Raw genomic sequence first — 16,925 nt, forward strand, 5'->3', positions numbered from 1 at the left:
CATGAAAATACCGACATCATGCCTTCGATGTGAACATTTGTCTTCCCTGCTTCCTACCTGGCGATCATGGTCCGCAGTATTTCGGCGCACTTGCTGCTGTTGAAGGCCATGAGGTACAGCTTGTCCACGTAGTGAATCAGCTGGTAGATATCCTTGAATTCCAGATCTGAATTGAAGACTTTCCGGGTAATCTCGTTCTTGTTCCTGAAGACCTTGTCCTTTTGTTCCCTGATCTTGCGCAGGCTTTCCTTGAGTTCTTCGCGGTTCATGCTTTCCATGTGCACTAAGGCTGTAGTCTCCCTAAGGGCCGGCCCCACCATGGCCAGGGTCTTGACCACATCACCCTGTAAAAACAAGAGATCTCGCTGAAACTCCTCCGGGATATTCACCTCGCGCATGCCCAGCCAGTTCAGGGCTTCCTGGGCGGCATCCAGGATATTGTCCTGCACGCTGGTGTAATTGAGAAACTGGATCTTATCCACGGTCATAAAAAGACCTCGCGGCAGGTGATTGCGTATATGCCGGATAATCTTGTCCGCCTGGCTCTCCAGTTCATTTATGCGGCTCTGCAGGGATATAAATTCCGGGCATTTGTCCCCCCCGCCGATATAGCACTCCAGTGCTTCGTTTATAACCTCGATGGATTCATGGATTTTTTCATAGTGATCATGCAATCCTTCCATGGGGGATTTGTTGGACAAAAGTCCGAAAAAATTCATTCTCATGGGGCACCTCGCATTTGGAGTCGATTAAATCTATAAGACAAAAGTCCAGCGCAATGTCTGGAAAATAACAATGCAGGTCAGAGCGGCTATAGGCACCGTCAACACCCAGTAAGCCACGATACGCAAAAGCACAGTCAGGTCGATGGCGCTGAATCCCCGGGCCAGGCCGACTCCTGTAACTCCCCCAACGCAGGCATGGGTGGTGGAAACCGGCATTCCCAGCATGGAGGCCACCAGGACAGCTGTAGCAGAGCCGTAATTAACAGAAAATCCCCGGGTATGGGTCAGGGTGGTTATTCGCGTTCCCACCGTCCGGATGACCCTGGCCCCAAGAAGGGCTATGCCAAGGGCTATGCCAAGCCCCCCCATTACCAGCAGAAAGATTGGGATATCAGCCTGCTCCACAAGCTCCTGCTGCCGGACAATGATATAAATTACAGCCACCGGGCCTACTGCGTTGGCAACATCATTGGCTCCAAGAGAAAGAGAAACATAGGACGAAGTCATGATCTGCAGCTTGCGGAAAATGCCCTCTACATTCTCCACATTTTGCTCCATGTGCCTGGTGATTTTATTAATCAAATATCTGAAAAAAGCCCAGGCCAGGCACGCCAGAGCCACAATCAAAAACACGGCAAACGGCACACCCATATCTATAGCATCATACAGCGGAGTTTTGAAAACAAATGAAAAGCCCAGGATCAAAACGGTCAACCCGATCCATCGGGGGGCCCAGATTCTGGCCTGCTCTAAATAATGCTTCTGATAAAAAATAAACTTTCTGATATGAGTAAATATCAGATACGCCAGGGCACCTGCAAAAATCGGCGAAATGAGCCAGGAAAGAACCACCACCAGTAGAATCGCCCAGTTCACAACCTCCGGACCGCCGGCCACAATTCCAAAACCCAGGACGCTGCCCACAATGGAGTGGGTTGTGGATACCGGCAGAGAAGCCACGCTGGCGATGAACACCCATAAGGCAGCCGCCAGCAGGGCGGAAAACATACCCAGGACCATCAGCTTGGGATCGGCTATATGTTCTGGATTGACCACTCCCCTGGTTATAGTTGCCGTGACATGGGCTCCCAGAAATACAGCCCCGACAAAAGTCAGGGGGGCGGCGATCATCACCGCCTGACGCACGGTCAAAGCCTTGGAACCTACTGCAGTAGCCATGGTATTGGCCAGGTCATTTGCTCCCAGGCTGAAGGCCATGAGCAGTCCGGCCAGCATGGACAGATAAAATATCAGATCGTAAAACTCCAAGCTACACCCCTGTTTCAGTTGGATGCCCGGAAAACAAGACATAAAAAACTTGAGGGCGAAACCGAAAAAAAACGAATTTCGCCCTCAAGTCAACTGTTTTTTGACCTCCAATATCAGAGGCCTCTTGGGATCAATCTTCCAGTGTGGAGGTATCTCCCACGTCCTCGCCCAGTTCCTGAGCCTTGAGCACCCGGCGCATGATCTTGCCGCTGCGGGTCTTGGGCAGGGTGTCCCTGAACTCAATACCCTTGATTACCGCAACAGGTCCAAGCTCGGATCTTACATGGGACTTGAGAGTCTTGATGAGTTCATCCGGATCGTCAACTGTGTATTCAGCACTAAGAGTGACAAAGGCCTTGGCCACTTCGCCCTTGATCTTGTCCGGCACTCCGATGACTGCAGCCTCGGACACGGCCTTGTGAGCCACCAGGGCGCTTTCGATTTCAGCAGAACCCACCCTGTGCCCGGCGATACTGATGACGTCGTCGGAGCGGCCCTGGATCCAGAAATAGCCGTCCTCGTCCTTGCGGGCCACGTCCCCGGCCAGGTAAACTCCGGGGATCTTTTCCCAGTAGGTCTTTTTGTAGCGCTCCGGGTCCTTGTACAGGGTCCGCAGCATGGAGGGCCAGGGCTTCTTGATGATGAGCTGGCCACCCTTGCCCGGAGGCACTGGATTGCCCTCCTCGTCCACCACGTCAGCCTCGATGCCCGGCAGGGGTTTACTGCAGGACCCGGGTTTGAGCAGAGTTATGGGAAAGGGGCTGATCATAACCGAACCGGTCTCAGTCTGCCACCAGGTGTCAATAATGGGACATTCGGCCCGGCCTATATTGTTGTAGTACCACATCCAGGCTTCAGGATTGATGGGCTCGCCTACGCTTCCCAGAAGCCTCAGGGTGGATAGATCGTGCTGCTTGGGATACTGGCTGCCGAAACGCATAAGCATGCGTATCAGGGTGGGCGCGGTGTAAAAAATGGTTACACCGTAGCGGGCTACCATCTGCCAAAGCCGGTCCGCCTGGGGATACAGGGGGTGTCCCTCAAAGAGCATGGTGGTGGTACCGGCCATAAGCGGACCGTATACCACGTAGCTGTGACCGGTGATCCAGCCCATGTCCGCAGTGCACCAGAAAATATCCGTGGGCTTGATGTCGAAAATCCAGTTCAGGGTACGGTGCACCCCTACCATATACCCGCCGTGGGTATGCACGATCCCCTTGGGCTTGCCCGTGGTCCCGGAACTGTAAAGCAAAAAGAGCATGTCCTCGGAGTCCATGACCTCGGTTTCGGATACCGGGCTTTCCTGGCGCACCAGGTCTTCATACCAGATATCGCGCATCTCGGTCATTTCCACTTCCACGCCTGCCCGGTGAACTACCACCACGGTATCCACGGTTTCGCAGCCGCCCACCAGGGCCTTGTCCACCAGGTTCTTGACATTGGCCGGCCGGCCGTTGCGGTAAAATCCGTCGGCAGTAATGACCAGCTTGGCCTCGGCGTCCTGAATGCGCTCGCGCAGGGCCTTGGCGGAAAAGCCGGCAAAGACCATGCTGTGCACCGCTCCAATCTTGGCCACCGCCAGGATGGAAATCATAGTCTCCGGCAATGGCGGCATGTAGAGCACCACCCGGTCGCCCTTCTTGATGCCCAGGGACCGCAGGGCGTTGGCAAAGCGGTTTACAGCCCGGTAGAGCTCATAATAGGTGAACTTCTTGGTATCCCCGGGCTCGCCCTCCCAGATCAAGGCCAGCTTGTTCTTGTTGGCCGTATTGATGTGCCTGTCCAGGGCATTGTAAACAATGTTGCACTTGGCACCGGTAAACCACTTGTAGAACGGGGCCTCGGAATCATCCAGGACCTTGTCCCATTTCTTGAACCAGTCCATCTCCTTGGCTGCATCTTCCCAGTAGTCCAGGTAGTTTTCCTGGCACTGTTTCATCACCGCCGAATATTCCTGCGGATTGATGTTGGCATCGATTACCATCTGGGGCAACGGCCGAAAAATCCTCTCCTCTTGCAGCAAAGAGTCAAGGGCTCCTTTGTCTTCCATAACACTCCTCCTTTAAACTCAGTCCGAATAGTAATCATTAAAAAACGTTCTGGAGTTTTTTCCCGGACCTCCAGACAACCGGTTCATCAGGCGGTTTGCGGCTGATATGCAACTGCTTACGCCGCAAGTTCCGGTGCATGTTTATATCATACAAGAAAAATCGACATAGATTATCGACTAAAGGCTGATAGGTCACGTTGAACGGTGAGGCAGTTAGAGTCCCAGAATCTGCTTCAGGTCGTTGATTCTCCTTCGGCTGATGGGCAGCTCGATTTTCGTTTTACCGGCGGTTCTGAGCATGAAATTGCTGCCGGGCATGGAGGCTATCTCCGTGACCATCTCCAGGTTCACCAGGTACTTTCTGTGCACCCGGAAAAAACCGTGCTTGTTCAGTCTTTCTTCAAGACTTTTGAGACGGTAGGAGGTCAAAAATTTCTCCTTGAAGGTATGTACAAAGCTGTAGTCTTCGTAGGCCTCCACAAAGACTATCTGATTGTAGGGTACCAAAAGAAGCTTTCCTTCCTGGTTAATGGGCAGTTTTTCAATCTCAAGCTGCTTTCTGGGCGAAACATCCCAGGCCTGGCGCAGGGCATTGAGAAAAGAATCCTCATCAGCATCGGCCATGGGCAGGTGAACGGTTCCCTCATCCCGGGAACGCTCAGAACCCTGGGAGTCGTAAACCTCTTTTTCGGCCGTGTGCGGCATTTCGGTATAACGAAGCAGCCTGTCCACTGTATTTTCCAGTCTGCCTGTCTCAAAAGGCCAGATCAGGTAGTCGGCCACGCCCAGTTCAAAGGCCTTGTAGGCGTGCTGCTGGTCAAGGGCGATGAGTACTATGTGCGGCCTGAACTTTCTTTGAGCCAGCATCTGGGTAAGCTCCATGCCGCTGACTCCGTCGGGCAGATCTATCCCCAGGAAAAACACATCGTAGGATATGCTTTCCAGGAGTTCCAAGGCCTCATTGGAACTGACAGCCTCGCCCAGGATTTTTATCCTCTTCTCCCCCGCGAAAAATTCGCGCAGCTTGAGGGTCACCTCGCGGTCGGGATGTACGATCAAAGCTTTTAAAGTAGACATCTTCCAGGCCCCGGACTATTATCCTTCTCCTGGCAGTTTACCCTGGCCAGGATGCGGATCGCCCTTGAATTCTGAGTAAAAGTAAAAGCCGTCATCAGCCGATGCTTACATCTCCCCGGGGTTTTCCCTCTTCACCTTCAGGCCATTCAATCTCGATCTCCAGTGATTTCTTGGTGCTCCTCTTGGTTTCCTCCTCCACCTTGAGTTCCAGAGTCACATTAGGAGGTATCTGCAGCCGGACCTCCTCCTGTCCCCGGGTCAGCACCACTTCACCGGATTCCACCTTGTCCGCAATCTGGCGCAGGATTGCGGCCACTTCCTGGGTACTTTTCTTTTCTTCGCTTTTAAACAGTACAACTTCCATCTTGCAAAGCCTCCTGTATAAGTTTTTAAAAATTGCCGTCAGGTACAGGCACCGATGACATGAGATACTTCAGATCCTCGTCTGTAAAGTAAAATCCAAGCCCTCCAAAAAACGAACTGTCCCCGTGCTTGCTCAGATAATCGTCAAATCCGGCGGTGAGGTAAAAATTGTCCAGAAAATAGAGGTTGGCCCCGGATTTAACATGCGGGCGGTCCGCTCCCAGATCAAAAACATCTGTATAGAGCTTGATGCGCTCATCCCAGAGAAAATAATCCATGCCGAATCCCCCGGTGGATTCGATAAGCCCCCCGCGCAGGATGAAGTCGTTCCATCTTTTGGCCAGCTGGGCGGAGAACTTGAGCCGGTCCTTGTAGGTCTTTTCCTCTTCGGTTTCCGTTACCGTCCATTGTCCGCCATCCACCCTTTCGCGCTCCACTGTCTCCGTGGTCCGGGTGCGCCCCTTGGGATCATCGATGAGGGAGAGCATGTAGAACCTGTCCTCGGCCGGCTGCAGGGTCAGGTCCAGGTAGGATTTCATATCTCCGGTGCTGGCCATGTATTCGCTGCGAAAATCCACCACTGTCTGAAAACGGTCATAGCGGTCCAGGAACTCATTGATCCCATCCAGGGCATCATCAATCTTTCTGCCGGTGTCATCCTCGCTAATGAGTTTGCCCAGGGTACCTTCGCCCTCGTCCAGCTTGCGGGTAAGGCTCTCCAGTGATGCAGCAGTGCGGCGCATGTCCTCGCTCATCTGGCGGTCTTCCAGGAGGGTGGCCACAGGCCCCTCTCCGTGCTGGGCCGTGTCCATTATCTCTCCCAGTTGTTCCAGGGAAACATTGAGCTGGCTGGAGGCCTGGGAAAAATTGTCCACAATATGAGTTATGCCTTCTTTGTTGGTCTCGCTTATTGTTTTCAGATCCCCGGAAAAGTCCTGCAGGTTGGCCACGATCTTTTCAATGCCCCGGGCATTGGTCTGTACTATCTGGTTCATATGCACCGCTGCTTCGCGCAGGTTGTCGAAAAACTCGCGCATATCCTGCTCGCCTTCAGGTCCTCCGAATACATTGGATACACTCCTGGAGACCTCGCTTATATCATCTGCAATATCTCCTATTCGGGCCATGACCTGGTCCAGGTCCGTGGGCTGCACCCCGCGGGATACGACTCCACCGTCCTCAAGGGTGGGCTCGGTGGCGCTGCCGGGGTTGACCTCCACGAACTTGTCTCCCAGAACCCCCCTGGTACGGATGGTTGCCTGTGAATCGGCGTGTACGTCAATGTCCGGACGTATGGCCATGGTTACCCTGGCCCTGTTCTCATGCAGGGTGATGTCCTTGACCGTACCTACATCGATCCCGGCAATTTCCACCGGGGAATTGGTGCGAAGACCGGTGACATTATCAAAATAGGCATGGATCTCGTAAGTGTCCCTGGTGATTATCCGATCTCTGGTAAGTACTGTGGTCAGATACCCCAGAAGCACGATGGCTATGAGGACAAAAATGCCCACCTTGATTTCCACGCTGGCAGTCTTGGCCATAACACCCCTGATTCATGAACCGGTGCAGCAGAATACACAGGTCATGTTTGTGGTTGAAAATTAATTGACCTTGATGGGACCCCGGGCTTCACCCCTGATGAACTGCCTGACCACTGGATCAGTGTTTTCGTTTAGTTCCTCGGGACTGCCCCGGGCGATAATCTTGCCCTCATAAAGCATGAATATATTGTCGGCTATCTTCATGGTGGCGTCAATATCGTGACTGATCACTATGCAGGTGGCCCCGAATTCCTGCCTGGTCCTCTGTATAAGTTCATTGATGGCCGCGGCCATAACCGGATCAAGACCGGAAGTCGGCTCATCAAAGAGAACGATTTTCGGCTCCAGGGCTAAGGCCCTGGCCAGGCCGACCCTTTTGCGCATTCCCCCTGAAAGCTCCGCCGGCATTTTTTTATCCATGCCCTGCAGCCCCACAGCCGCAAGTTTGGCCTGCACCACCTCGTCAATCTCGCTATAACTTTTGGAGGTATGTTCATGCAAGGGAAAAGCCACATTCTCATGCACATTCAGGGAATCAAAAAGAGCAGCCTCCTGAAAGAGCATGCCGAAATCCCTGCGCACCCGGGCCATTGCCCCTTCATCCATGGGCACTATATCTTCCCCGCGCACCAGGATCCGGCCCCTGTCCGGCTTCAAAAGCCCGATAATGTGCTTAATGAGCACACTTTTGCCACCACCGCTTCTGCCTATAATAATATTCACCCGGTCCTTTTCCAGGGTGAGATCCAGCCCGTCCAGCACCCGGAAATCCCCGAAGCTCTTGTACAGGCTCTCGATATGTATAATGTCCCTGTCCTGCTGCATACTGACCTCTGTCCTCTAAAACATGAGCGCAGTCAGAAAATAATCGCTTACCAGAATCAGTACCGAAGACATGACCACTGCCTGGGTGGTGGATCTGCCCACGCCTTCTGCACCGCCACGGGTGTAAAAACCTTTGTAGCATCCCACCAGGGTAAGGATCCCTCCGAACGCCGAGGCCTTGATAAGCCCGTTGTAAACATCGGCCATAGTCACGTGCTCCTGGATTTTGTTCAAAAACATGCCCCCGTGGATATCCAGAAGCTGTACTCCCACGAGGTAACCCCCCAGGATTCCCATGGTATTGCTGATAATGGTCAAAAGAGGCAGCATAATGACCCCGGCCACGATTCTTGGCAATACCAGGTACTGTACCGGATTTATGGCCATGACCGTCAGGGCGTCCACCTGTTCAGTGACCCGCATGGTCCCAATCTCGGCACAGATGGCCGAACCCGCCCTGCCTGTTACCATGAGCCCGGTAATCACCGGACCCAGCTCCCGGGTCATGGACAGGGCCACTGTAGCCCCCACCAGGGTCTCGGCCCCGAACATGCTGAAGGCGTAAAAAGTCTGCAGGGCCAGGACCATGCCTGTAAAAAGGGAAGTCAGGGCCACCACGAACAGGGAATTGACCCCGATGAACTCCATCTGCTTGAAGAAAAGCCTGATCCTGAAGGGAGGTCTTACCAGCCAGGACAGGGCCTGGAGAAAAAGCACCATAATCCGGCCCAGTTCCTGGAGAAATCCCAGGGTCTGATGTCCCAGCCAGCCAAGTATTGATTTCATACTATAAGCACTTTAAATTTTAGATCTTGCAGACTCATTCGTCCCCTCAGGATTCTTCTATCAGTGAAGTATAAAACATGAGCTCCTCTGGAAAGCGGGTGAAAATCTTTTCCCGAACCAGGCGGTTGCTTTGCTGAACCTGGCTGCAGCTGAGCACCTGTTTCAATAGGTCCTTGCACTCATCCATGGTGGTCTGACGGATTATGCGCTTGATGCCCGGGATAGCCTGGGGATTGAGGCTTATGGAATCCAGCTGCATGCCCATGAGTATTGGTATGCAGTAGGGATCAGCTGCCACCTCTCCGCAGACATTGACCTCTATCCCTGCCTCGTGACCTGCATCAACCACATACTTGATGCTTCGCAGGATGGCCGGGTGCAGGGGCTGATAAAGATAGGATACATACCTGTTGGTGCGGTCTATTCCCAGTGAATACTGAATGAGGTCATTGGTGCCGATGCTGAAAAAGTCCACCTCCCTGGCCAGAACATCGGCAATAAAAACCGCGCTGGGAAGCTCGATCATAATCCCGAAGGGGACCTCTTCGTTAAAAGGCTGGCCCTGTCTGCGCATCTCCTCCCGGACGTCGAAATATATCTCCTTGACCTCCCGCAGTTCCTGCAGTCCGGAAATCATGGGAAACATAACTGCAACATTCCCCAGTGTGCTGGCCCTTAAAATCGCTCGCAGCTGAGCCTTGAAAAGCCCCAGGTTCTGCTGGCAGAACCTGATGGCCCGCAGTCCAAGTGCGGGGTTGACCTCTTCCAGGGGTCCGAAGTGAGGCGATATCTTGTCCGCTCCCAGGTCCAGAGTACGAAACACTACCTTCTGGGGATAAACAATGGAAGCCATGTCCCGGTATTCTTCGTAAAGCTCCTCTTCCGACGGCCAGCTGTTGCGGTTTAAAAAGCTGTACTCGGTACGATAGAGACCTATACCCTCCCCGCCGTTGTCAATTACCGAGGTCACTTCTTCAAAGAGCTCTATGTTCGCCAGCACCTGCATCTGGTAGCCGTCTATGGTTTCCGCAGGCAGGTAGCAGTTGCGCTTGATCTGGGAATAGTATTCAGAAAAGCGCTGTTTGAGATCGGTGTAATGGGTAAGTTCTTCCGCATCCGGCTCAACGATGATCTTGCCGCTGAACCCGTCCAGAATCACTACATGATCGTCCTGGATCTCTTCCAGGCCTTCTGCGCCCACGATGGCGGGTATCTGCAGGGAACGGGCGATTATGCCGGCATGGGAAGTCTTGCCGCCGGTGGCCGTGGCAAAGGCCATAATCTTGTCCAGCTTGAGCTCTATGGTATCGGCCGGAGAAAGGTCATGTGCCAGCAGGATCATTCTCTCGGGCTTGCTGTCGTAACTTTTGGACTGACCGTAGAGCTTGCTGCGCACCCGGCCTGCAACCAGCCGCACATCCTGTGTCCTGCTGCGGATGTATTCGTCCTCTATCCGGCTGAAGGCCTTTTCTATGTCGCTGACTGCATTGTCCAGGGCCCACTCCGCGTTTATCAGCCTGGAGTGCACATAGTCGCAGGCCGATTGCTGAAACTTTTCGTCCCGCAATATCATTATGTGTGAATCAATTATGGCGGCCTGCTCCTTCAGGTCCCCGGGAACCTTCCTGAGGATGCTTTCCAGCTCCTCAAGGGCTGAATTAAACCCCTGCTTGAGCCTGGCCGTCTCCTGAGGGACCTGTTCCGGAACTATGTTGATCCGGACTATAGATGTACCGGCTTCACGATTCAGAAAATAGGTCCTGCCTATGGCCAGTCCTGCTGAAACCGGAATGCCTTTGAATATCTTTGAGGCCATAATTTATTACACCTTTAGCAAAGAGCCTCCCCGAGGGTGTCTAGATGCCATGAGACTGGTCTGTTTAAAGTGGGCAAAACCGTTTGCTGCTGAATCTGACCTGAATTCAGAGAGTCCGCGGCCCTGAATCCACTGACGGGCAGGTAACCATTCAGGGGGATGCCGGAATCGGCCTGGGGACAGTCCCCGCGACACCTTGCCTTCACAATCGCCAAAATTACAAGCGCAAAATTCCGTGATCCTGCACAGACCTACACAGCGAGGGACAGTCCCCAGGCCTTGTGCCAGTAATCAACACCGAGGACCCCCTGAATGGTTACCCGTCCAGTTATCCGTCCTCTCTTAGCTTTTCCCGGAATATATTTTCAAGATGTTCCACTGCATGCCTGGCATCATTACCCTGGGCATGGATGCGCAGGGCGCTTCCATTGGGTGCGGCCAGGCTTAGTATGTCCAGGATGCTCTTGGCATCCACTTCCCGCCCGTCAAAACCTATCATTATCCTGGCCTCGAACTGCTGGGCCGCTTTGGCTATCCTCCCGGCAGGACGGGCATGAAGACCAAACTCGTTATGCAGGCTTATTGTTGTCTCGCAGATGTTTTCTTCCGCCATATCCATTAAAATACCCCCGGCAGATTGTATTCACTGGTGGAAAAAGATTAAAATACGAAATTGTTAACCATCTGATCCCAGGGCAGCAGGAGACTCAGCAATAGAACCCCTGTCAGAAAAATCTCCCGGCTCCATTGAATCCTTCTGAACACCCAGGCCATTATAAGTCCCAGAAAACATACCCCGATAAAGTTTAATATATGCCACTTAAACGGCCAGATTACAAGCCAAAAACAAAGAACCAGCAAGGCATTGACAACCTTTAGCCTGGTACCCCAGTTAATGAGATTCCAGCGCTTTAGCCGCTGCACAAACACTATGCCCTGCACATATCCCTGGTGAAAAATGTACATTTTAAACAGTTGCAGAGCCAGAAAAAAAATTATGCCCAGGATGATGGCCGGCCAGAAAAACCCGGCCATAACCAGGACCATGGTCACCAAGGCCCAGGTGACCAGGAGACTGCCGCTGAAAAAGGAGTCCCCAATGGCTGACAGGGTATACACAAGAGTGGATTTGACTCCAGGAAGAGATGCGGGTGGGAAAAGCTCCCTGGAAATCTTGTTTTCCAGTGTCAGAAAAATTCCCACCAGCAAAGGATTCCAGAAGGGGTGAGTGTTGTAGAACTTGAGATGCCTGCGCCTTGCTTTCTGCAGCCCCTGGGGATCACCGGAATAAATCTTCTGCAGGCCGGGTTCCAGGGCATAGGCCAGGCCGATATTCTGCAGTCCCCGGGTGTTGAAGGCGCATCCCACTAACTGACTGCGCAACAGGCATCTGCTGAGGGTTTTAAAGTCCAGATGGGCCATAGACTGATCTTGTTCCAGAACCGGTTTGTTTGTTACCGGCCTTTTTTACAGAAAAAAACGTGCTGTCCACGCTATCTTGAACGTATATCCTGCATCAGGGCATAAATATCCTTGCCGCTCCACCCTTTGGCCTCCTTTCGCACTTCGCGTACAACATCTCTGGGCAGAAGCCCCTGCTCCAGATACCTGGTTATCAAATCCTTCACGTTTTCAGCGTCTTTTGTCAAGTCAGCCGGATCAGGCGGGCCGATGATGACGGTTATTTCCCCTCGCAGACTATCCTGGTCCAGTTCAATCCTGTCCAGCCTGCCCCGGATAAATTCCTCGAATGTCTTGGTCAGCTCCCTGGCCAGGCAGAACTCCCTGTTGCCAAGCACCCTGTATGCCTTGTCCAGTGTGCTTTGCACCCTGTTTTTGCGCTCAAAGAAAACCAGGGTTGCAGGCATTTCCTGCCAGTTTTTAAAAACCTTCTCCAGTTCAGCCGGCTTTCTGGGCAAAAATCCCAAAAACGCAAAGGGATAGGGGGGAAGCCCGGATGCAGTCAGGGCGGCTACAAAGGAACAGGGGCCGGGTATGGGCACCACCCTGATTCCAGACTCGCGGCAGTGGCGCACCAGGCGGTAGCCAGGGTCGGCCATGAGAGGAGTGCCGGCATCACTTATGAGTGCACAGTTTTCCCCGGCCTGGATTCTGTCAGCCACTCTGTGCATGCGCTTTTCTTCATTGTGCTCATGAAAGCTCAAAAGCTCACCGGCTTTAATGTCCAGGTTTTTGAACAATAACCCGGCCCGCCTGGTATCTTCAGCCAGAACAAAATCGCATCCGGACAGGACCTCTGCAGCCCTGGGGGACAGATCACCAGGGTTGCCAAGGGGTGTGGCCACGACCCACAGAGCTGAACTCGATGGCGTTTTGGATATGCTCAATTTGTACTTCCCGGCCAACAGTTACACAGATGAAATCAAAACGGCTCTGACTGGACCACATATTGTGCCTGCTCAGGTAAAGCCCGGCCGTGCGCAGCAGTTTTTTCTGCTGCTTGAACCCAAGGCTCTCTAAGGGATGCCCCATGCCTTCCTCGGCCCGGGTCTTGACCTCGACAAAAACGATACAGTCACCACATGTGCATACCAGATCCAGCTCGCCGCCCCGTGCTCTCCAGTTGCGCTCCTTTATCCTGTACCCATTTTCCGTGAGATAATCCCTGGCGACTTCTTCACCGTAGCGGCCAAGATTCAGGTTATGGGCAGACAAGGCACTTTCTCCCGCGGTCTTGGCAGCACTCCTTTAAAGCTTTTCCTGTGCATGGGCGAAGCCCCAAGGCTTTTGAGGGCCTGCAGGTGCTTTCTTGTGCCGTAGCCCTTGTGCTGGCCAAACCCGTATCCCGGATAGCGCCTGTCCAGCTTGGTCATGAGCATATCTCTGAAAGTTTTGGCCAGGATTGAGGCTGCAGAGATACAGGGCTCGGTCATATCGCCACCGACAATGCATTTCTGGGGAATATTCAATGGAATTTTCTGGTTGCCGTCGACAAGTAGCTGTCCAGGGGTAAGGCCAAGGTGCAGTACTGCCCTTTTCATGGCGGTCATGGTGGCCTGCAGGATATTTATGCGGTCGATTTCCCGGGGCCAGGCAAGGCCCAGGGACCAGGCAAGGCAGGTGGATTTAATTTCCGGAATCAGGGATTCACGTACTTTCGAGGTGATCTTTTTGGAGTCGGTGAGGCGGGCGATTTGCGCATCAAGGGGCAACACCACAACGGCTGCCACCACAGGCCCGGCCAGACAACCCCTGCCGGCCTCATCAAGACCTGCTGGAGGCACAGGGTCGAAGCCCGACTGAAGATTCAAAGCGGGATGCCCGTATGCTTTCACCCACACCCCTGTTTCCAGGCGGATAAAGATGAGTACCAGCCGGTTATTTCATCTTTATCCGCTGCAATAGACTTAGGTTTGGTATCAGTTGCCCTTGTGCCAGTCGGTCCTGGCCTTGATACGGGCAGCCTTGCCCCTGAGCTTGCGCAGGAAGTAGATGCGGCCCTGTCTGACCTTGCCCCGGGTAACCACTTCCACTTTCTCGATAAAAGGAGAGTTCAGGGGAAAAACCCTCTCCACTCCCACTCCATCGGAAATCTTGCGCACCAGAAAGGTGGAGTTCGTTGTTCCGCGCTTAACCCTGAGCACGGTGCCCTGAAAAACCTGAACCCTTTCCTTCTCACCTTCTATGATACGAACGTGGACTTTAACCGTATCTCCGGCCTTGAAGCCGGGGATATCCGTACGCATCTGTTCCTGCTGGATCTGCTGCATGATATTCATGGTTCTTGCTCCTGAAGAAAAACTGATTGATTTTAAATTTGAATCCTGGGCAGCCTCTTTAAGCCCTGTAAACCGTGGCAGTTGATAACAACGGGTCAGGCAAAATCCCCCAGAATGCGGTCCACTATGGTTGAGGCAGCGGAACGTACAGAGAGATGATTATATCCACCAAGAAGCCGCAAAGGGGTAAGCAGGTTGTCCGCTTCCTGAACAACCCTGTCCGAAAGCCCGTATCCTGTGCCCAGCACCATCAAAACCGGCTCCTTTTCCAGACGCTCGAAAACCTGCCCGCAGTCAATATCCCCGGCTCCGGAAGCGCTGGTGGCTACAATGCGGGGTCTTCGACCGGCAAGGCTCTCTACATTTTCAACTGCATCCTGAAGCGATGAAACAACGTTGACGCCCGCAAGTGCCAGGGCCCGATCCGGATTGGCCCGTGCTCCTGGACCTTCCCTCCAGTGACTGAGAAGCCTTCGGGCCAGGACCTGCTGATCCTTGAGAGGCGTGCACAGGTAGTATCCTCCAAGCCCATAAGTGGCACAAACGCGTCCTATATCGTGAATATCTAAGTTTGTCAAAGAAGTTGTGCTCTCCTGGCCCATCTTATTTTTAACCGGGTGATGAACCAGGGCCAGATAAAGATTGCGCGCGGGGCGGGTCTTTTGCAGTCCATGGAGAAAATCAAGGTCGTTAGAAGTTAGAGGCCTGGTGGTTAGAAGCTCGGGGCGCTGCCTGAAAGTATTTTCCAGGGCTTTTTGCCAGCGCCATGCAGCTATACGGCCATGATCCCCGGAGAGAAGGACCTCTGGCACCTTAAGCCCGGCGTACTCCTCCGGCCGGGTATAATGTGGATATTCCAGAAGGCCCGAGGAAAAACTCTCTTCACCCGCTGATTCCTGCTTGCCCAGAAAACCCGGCAGAAACCTGGCCACAGACTCCATGAGGCAAAGGGCTGCCGCCTCTCCTCCGTTTAAGACAAAATCTCCTGCTGACACGAGGTCCAGGTCAAAAAGCTCTTCCAGGCGGGCGTCAATACCTTCGTAGCGCCCGCATACAAGGGCCAGGTCATTCTCTTTGGCCAGGCTTGCGGCCAGAGACTGATCCAGGGGTTTTCCCTTGGGAGTCAGAAGGACCTTTCTGCAGCCTGGAGGCATTGCATTCAGGGCCTGAACCAGGGGGTCCAGGAGCATGACCATGCCCGGACCTCCACCGTATGGGCGGTCATCCACGGTCCTGTGCCTGTCCCGGGTAAATTCGCGGGGATTGATCCTGGAAACCTCCAGGACATCTTTTTCCAGGGCCTTGCCCATAAGCCCGCAGGACAGGGGGGAATCAAAATATTCCGGGAAAAGGGTAATAATATGGAAATGCACGCTTGTTCCTGGATTGAAGTAAACTCCCTGCCTGCTGCCCTGCAGCCACCTGGGCCTCAGGCTCAATCTTCCCCGAGATAAAGTTCCAGAAGTCCTCCCGGAGGGGAAATAACAGCTTTTTTGGCCTCTGGGTCAAGATGGACAATAAACTCATCCTCTGCCGGGAATAAAATCTCTCTTCCCTTTTCGTCGACTATCTCCCAGACTTCTCCATTTTTCCTGGGCACAAAGCCCTGCAGCACACCCAGGTATTCTCCGCTGTCCAGGAAGACACTACAACCCAGGAGTTCGTGCAGGTATATCTCGTTATCATCATCGCGGGGCAGGTCTTTGGAGTCCGCAAGGATTTCCGCACCCCGCCATTTTTCGGCCTGATCCCGGCCGGTGATCTGTTCCAGTTGAAGCAACAGTCTGCTCCCGTGTTCTCTTGAGGACTCGGGAGTGAATGCCCTGGGGCGCTTTCCAGGCATCCGCAAATATATTTTCTCTGCTTTCTTCAACAATAAAGGGGAGTCTGCATACCAGATTATGCAGATCTCCCCTTTGAGTCCATGTGGTTTGACCACCTTCCCGCAGGTCAACAGGTCTTTGGCAGACATTTTATCAGTTATTCAATTATTTCCAGAACAGTCCTCTTTTGAGCCTTGGTGGAGGCAGCGCCCAGGATGGTGCGCATGGCCCGCGCTGTCCGTCCCTGCCTGCCGATGACCTTGCCCAGGTCTTCTTTGGCCACCTTGAGTTCAATAACTGAAGTCTGCTCTCCTTCAACTTCGGCAACCTCGACCTGATCCGGATTATCCACCAGCGATTTGGCAATGTATTCAATCAGTTCCTTCATAACCACCTCCGATTATCGATTCAATAGAGATTTTCAGGTGATTGCCCAGTAATCAATTGACTGCAGAGACTTTAAAAGCAAGTTCAATTCAATGAATTTTATCTTATAATTACTTGATTTTGCCTGTCACTCACTTACATCGCAACGCTCCAGGCATGGTTCGGGCGGCAAGACAGAACACTTGCAGACCCACCTTTTCAGACCATGGCAGCCAGGCATTCTCCTGCACAGGCCTCTGAAGCCTTTCTCAGGCGCTGGCCTTCTTTATAAGCGAGCGTACTGTATCTGTGGGCTTTGCACCCTTGTCCATCCAGGCCTTGACCTTGTCCATGTTGATCTTGATCTCAGGCGGATCCTGCAAAGGATTGTAGTACCCGAGATATTCCAGAGCGCGCCCGTCGCGTCTGGTCTCGCTGTCCAATGCCACCAGGCGGTAGAAAGGTTTCTTTTTGGATCCCATCCTGGTGAGTCTAAGTCTAACAGCCATGTAATCGTCCCCCGTTTATTCTTTTGTAGTTT

19 protein-coding genes are annotated in these 16,925 nt (G+C 53.1%); all 19 read right to left on the reverse strand.

What is annotated here, in order from left to right; translation table 11 throughout:
- Window positions 1-53 precede the first annotated feature (53 nt).
- Window positions 54-719, reverse strand: coding sequence for a DUF47 domain-containing protein (locus DTHIO_RS16175; protein WP_244156384.1), 666 nt, complete (start codon window positions 717-719; stop codon window positions 54-56).
- A 36-nt stretch (window positions 720-755) separates the two neighbouring features.
- Window positions 756-1,994 (reverse strand): inorganic phosphate transporter, encoded by a 1,239-nt coding sequence (locus tag DTHIO_RS16180; RefSeq protein ID WP_040418847.1) that lies wholly within the window; start codon window positions 1,992-1,994, stop codon window positions 756-758.
- Between the two features lie 130 nt (window positions 1,995-2,124).
- The gene (acs, locus tag DTHIO_RS16185) at window positions 2,125-4,044 is read right to left on the reverse strand and encodes an acetate--CoA ligase (protein WP_008871338.1); all 1,920 of its coding nucleotides are present in this window, start codon (window positions 4,042-4,044) and stop codon (window positions 2,125-2,127) included.
- A 213-nt stretch (window positions 4,045-4,257) separates the two neighbouring features.
- On the reverse strand, window positions 4,258-5,121 hold the full coding sequence (locus DTHIO_RS16190; RefSeq protein WP_008871339.1) for a LytR/AlgR family response regulator transcription factor: 864 nt from the start codon (window positions 5,119-5,121) through the stop codon (window positions 4,258-4,260).
- Window positions 5,122-5,215: 94 nt separating this feature from the next.
- Window positions 5,216-5,485 (reverse strand): amphi-Trp domain-containing protein, encoded by a 270-nt coding sequence (locus tag DTHIO_RS16195; RefSeq protein ID WP_008871340.1) that lies wholly within the window; start codon window positions 5,483-5,485, stop codon window positions 5,216-5,218.
- A gap of 25 nt (window positions 5,486-5,510) precedes the next feature.
- Window positions 5,511-7,028 (reverse strand): MlaD family protein, encoded by a 1,518-nt coding sequence (locus DTHIO_RS16200; protein ID WP_008871341.1) that lies wholly within the window; start codon window positions 7,026-7,028, stop codon window positions 5,511-5,513.
- Window positions 7,029-7,088: 60 nt separating this feature from the next.
- Window positions 7,089-7,853, reverse strand: a complete 765-nt coding sequence (locus tag DTHIO_RS16205; protein WP_008871342.1) for an ABC transporter ATP-binding protein — start codon at window positions 7,851-7,853, stop codon at window positions 7,089-7,091.
- A 15-nt stretch (window positions 7,854-7,868) separates the two neighbouring features.
- Complete coding sequence (locus tag DTHIO_RS16210; RefSeq protein WP_008871343.1) at window positions 7,869-8,639, reverse strand: MlaE family ABC transporter permease; 771 nt, start codon at window positions 8,637-8,639, stop codon at window positions 7,869-7,871.
- 46 nt (window positions 8,640-8,685) lie between these two features.
- The gene (ptsP, locus tag DTHIO_RS16215; RefSeq protein ID WP_008871344.1) at window positions 8,686-10,455 is read right to left on the reverse strand and encodes a phosphoenolpyruvate--protein phosphotransferase; all 1,770 of its coding nucleotides are present in this window, start codon (window positions 10,453-10,455) and stop codon (window positions 8,686-8,688) included.
- A gap of 328 nt (window positions 10,456-10,783) precedes the next feature.
- Window positions 10,784-11,074: an HPr family phosphocarrier protein gene (locus DTHIO_RS16220; protein ID WP_008871345.1), complete on the reverse strand. Its 291-nt coding sequence runs from the start codon at window positions 11,072-11,074 to the stop codon at window positions 10,784-10,786.
- Window positions 11,075-11,115: 41 nt separating this feature from the next.
- Window positions 11,116-11,877 carry a PTS system mannose/fructose/sorbose family transporter subunit IID gene (locus DTHIO_RS16225; protein WP_008871346.1) on the reverse strand — a complete coding sequence of 254 codons (762 nt, stop codon included), beginning with the start codon at window positions 11,875-11,877 and terminating at the stop codon, window positions 11,116-11,118.
- 71 nt (window positions 11,878-11,948) lie between these two features.
- On the reverse strand, window positions 11,949-12,761 hold the full coding sequence (rsmI, locus tag DTHIO_RS16230) for a 16S rRNA (cytidine(1402)-2'-O)-methyltransferase (RefSeq protein WP_244156386.1): 813 nt from the start codon (window positions 12,759-12,761) through the stop codon (window positions 11,949-11,951).
- Window positions 12,733-13,131: a YraN family protein gene (locus tag DTHIO_RS16235; RefSeq protein WP_008871348.1), complete on the reverse strand. Its 399-nt coding sequence runs from the start codon at window positions 13,129-13,131 to the stop codon at window positions 12,733-12,735. Before DTHIO_RS16235 ends, rsmI begins: the two co-directional genes overlap by 29 nt.
- Window positions 13,113-13,751 (reverse strand): ribonuclease HII, encoded by a 639-nt coding sequence (gene rnhB, locus DTHIO_RS16240; RefSeq protein ID WP_244156401.1) that lies wholly within the window; start codon window positions 13,749-13,751, stop codon window positions 13,113-13,115. Before rnhB ends, DTHIO_RS16235 begins: the two co-directional genes overlap by 19 nt.
- Window positions 13,752-13,835: 84 nt before the next feature.
- The gene (gene rplS, locus DTHIO_RS16245; RefSeq protein ID WP_008871350.1) at window positions 13,836-14,195 is read right to left on the reverse strand and encodes a 50S ribosomal protein L19; all 360 of its coding nucleotides are present in this window, start codon (window positions 14,193-14,195) and stop codon (window positions 13,836-13,838) included.
- A gap of 95 nt (window positions 14,196-14,290) precedes the next feature.
- On the reverse strand, window positions 14,291-15,568 hold the full coding sequence (trmD, locus tag DTHIO_RS16250; protein ID WP_040419176.1) for a tRNA (guanosine(37)-N1)-methyltransferase TrmD: 1,278 nt from the start codon (window positions 15,566-15,568) through the stop codon (window positions 14,291-14,293).
- Between the two features lie 62 nt (window positions 15,569-15,630).
- A complete protein-coding gene (gene rimM / locus DTHIO_RS16255) occupies window positions 15,631-16,167 on the reverse strand; it encodes a ribosome maturation factor RimM (protein WP_008871352.1) in 537 nt (178 codons plus the stop codon).
- 8 nt (window positions 16,168-16,175) lie between these two features.
- Complete coding sequence (locus DTHIO_RS16260) at window positions 16,176-16,406, reverse strand: KH domain-containing protein (protein ID WP_008871353.1); 231 nt, start codon at window positions 16,404-16,406, stop codon at window positions 16,176-16,178.
- Window positions 16,407-16,653: 247 nt separating this feature from the next.
- A complete protein-coding gene (gene rpsP, locus DTHIO_RS16265) occupies window positions 16,654-16,893 on the reverse strand; it encodes a 30S ribosomal protein S16 (protein ID WP_008871354.1) in 240 nt (79 codons plus the stop codon).
- Window positions 16,894-16,925: the final 32 nt, after the last annotated feature.

The organism is Desulfonatronospira thiodismutans ASO3-1 (assembly GCF_000174435.1).
Lineage (GTDB): Bacteria > Desulfobacterota > Desulfovibrionia > Desulfovibrionales > Desulfonatronovibrionaceae > Desulfonatronospira > Desulfonatronospira thiodismutans.

Excerpts from the sequence above, each read along its gene's own strand:
- DTHIO_RS16210 (WP_008871343.1), bottom strand. The coding sequence starts at position 8,639 with ATGAAATCAATACTTGGCTGGCTGGGACATCAGACCCTGGGATTTCTC.
- DTHIO_RS16200 (WP_008871341.1), bottom strand. The coding sequence starts at position 7,028 with ATGGCCAAGACTGCCAGCGTGGAAATCAAGGTGGGCATTTTTGTCCTC.
- rimM (WP_008871352.1), bottom strand. The coding sequence starts at position 16,167 with ATGTCTGCCAAAGACCTGTTGACCTGCGGGAAGGTGGTCAAACCACAT.
- ptsP (WP_008871344.1), bottom strand. The coding sequence starts at position 10,455 with ATGGCCTCAAAGATATTCAAAGGCATTCCGGTTTCAGCAGGACTGGCC.
- DTHIO_RS16190 (WP_008871339.1), bottom strand. The coding sequence starts at position 5,121 with ATGTCTACTTTAAAAGCTTTGATCGTACATCCCGACCGCGAGGTGACC.
- DTHIO_RS16220 (WP_008871345.1), bottom strand. The coding sequence starts at position 11,074 with ATGGATATGGCGGAAGAAAACATCTGCGAGACAACAATAAGCCTGCAT.
- DTHIO_RS16225 (WP_008871346.1), bottom strand. The coding sequence starts at position 11,877 with ATGGCCCATCTGGACTTTAAAACCCTCAGCAGATGCCTGTTGCGCAGT.
- DTHIO_RS16195 (WP_008871340.1), bottom strand. The coding sequence starts at position 5,485 with ATGGAAGTTGTACTGTTTAAAAGCGAAGAAAAGAAAAGTACCCAGGAA.
- rpsP (WP_008871354.1), bottom strand. The coding sequence starts at position 16,893 with ATGGCTGTTAGACTTAGACTCACCAGGATGGGATCCAAAAAGAAACCT.
- DTHIO_RS16260 (WP_008871353.1), bottom strand. The coding sequence starts at position 16,406 with ATGAAGGAACTGATTGAATACATTGCCAAATCGCTGGTGGATAATCCG.
- acs (WP_008871338.1), bottom strand. The coding sequence starts at position 4,044 with ATGGAAGACAAAGGAGCCCTTGACTCTTTGCTGCAAGAGGAGAGGATT.
- DTHIO_RS16175 (WP_244156384.1), bottom strand. The coding sequence starts at position 719 with ATGAATTTTTTCGGACTTTTGTCCAACAAATCCCCCATGGAAGGATTG.
- DTHIO_RS16205 (WP_008871342.1), bottom strand. The coding sequence starts at position 7,853 with ATGCAGCAGGACAGGGACATTATACATATCGAGAGCCTGTACAAGAGC.
- rplS (WP_008871350.1), bottom strand. The coding sequence starts at position 14,195 with ATGAATATCATGCAGCAGATCCAGCAGGAACAGATGCGTACGGATATC.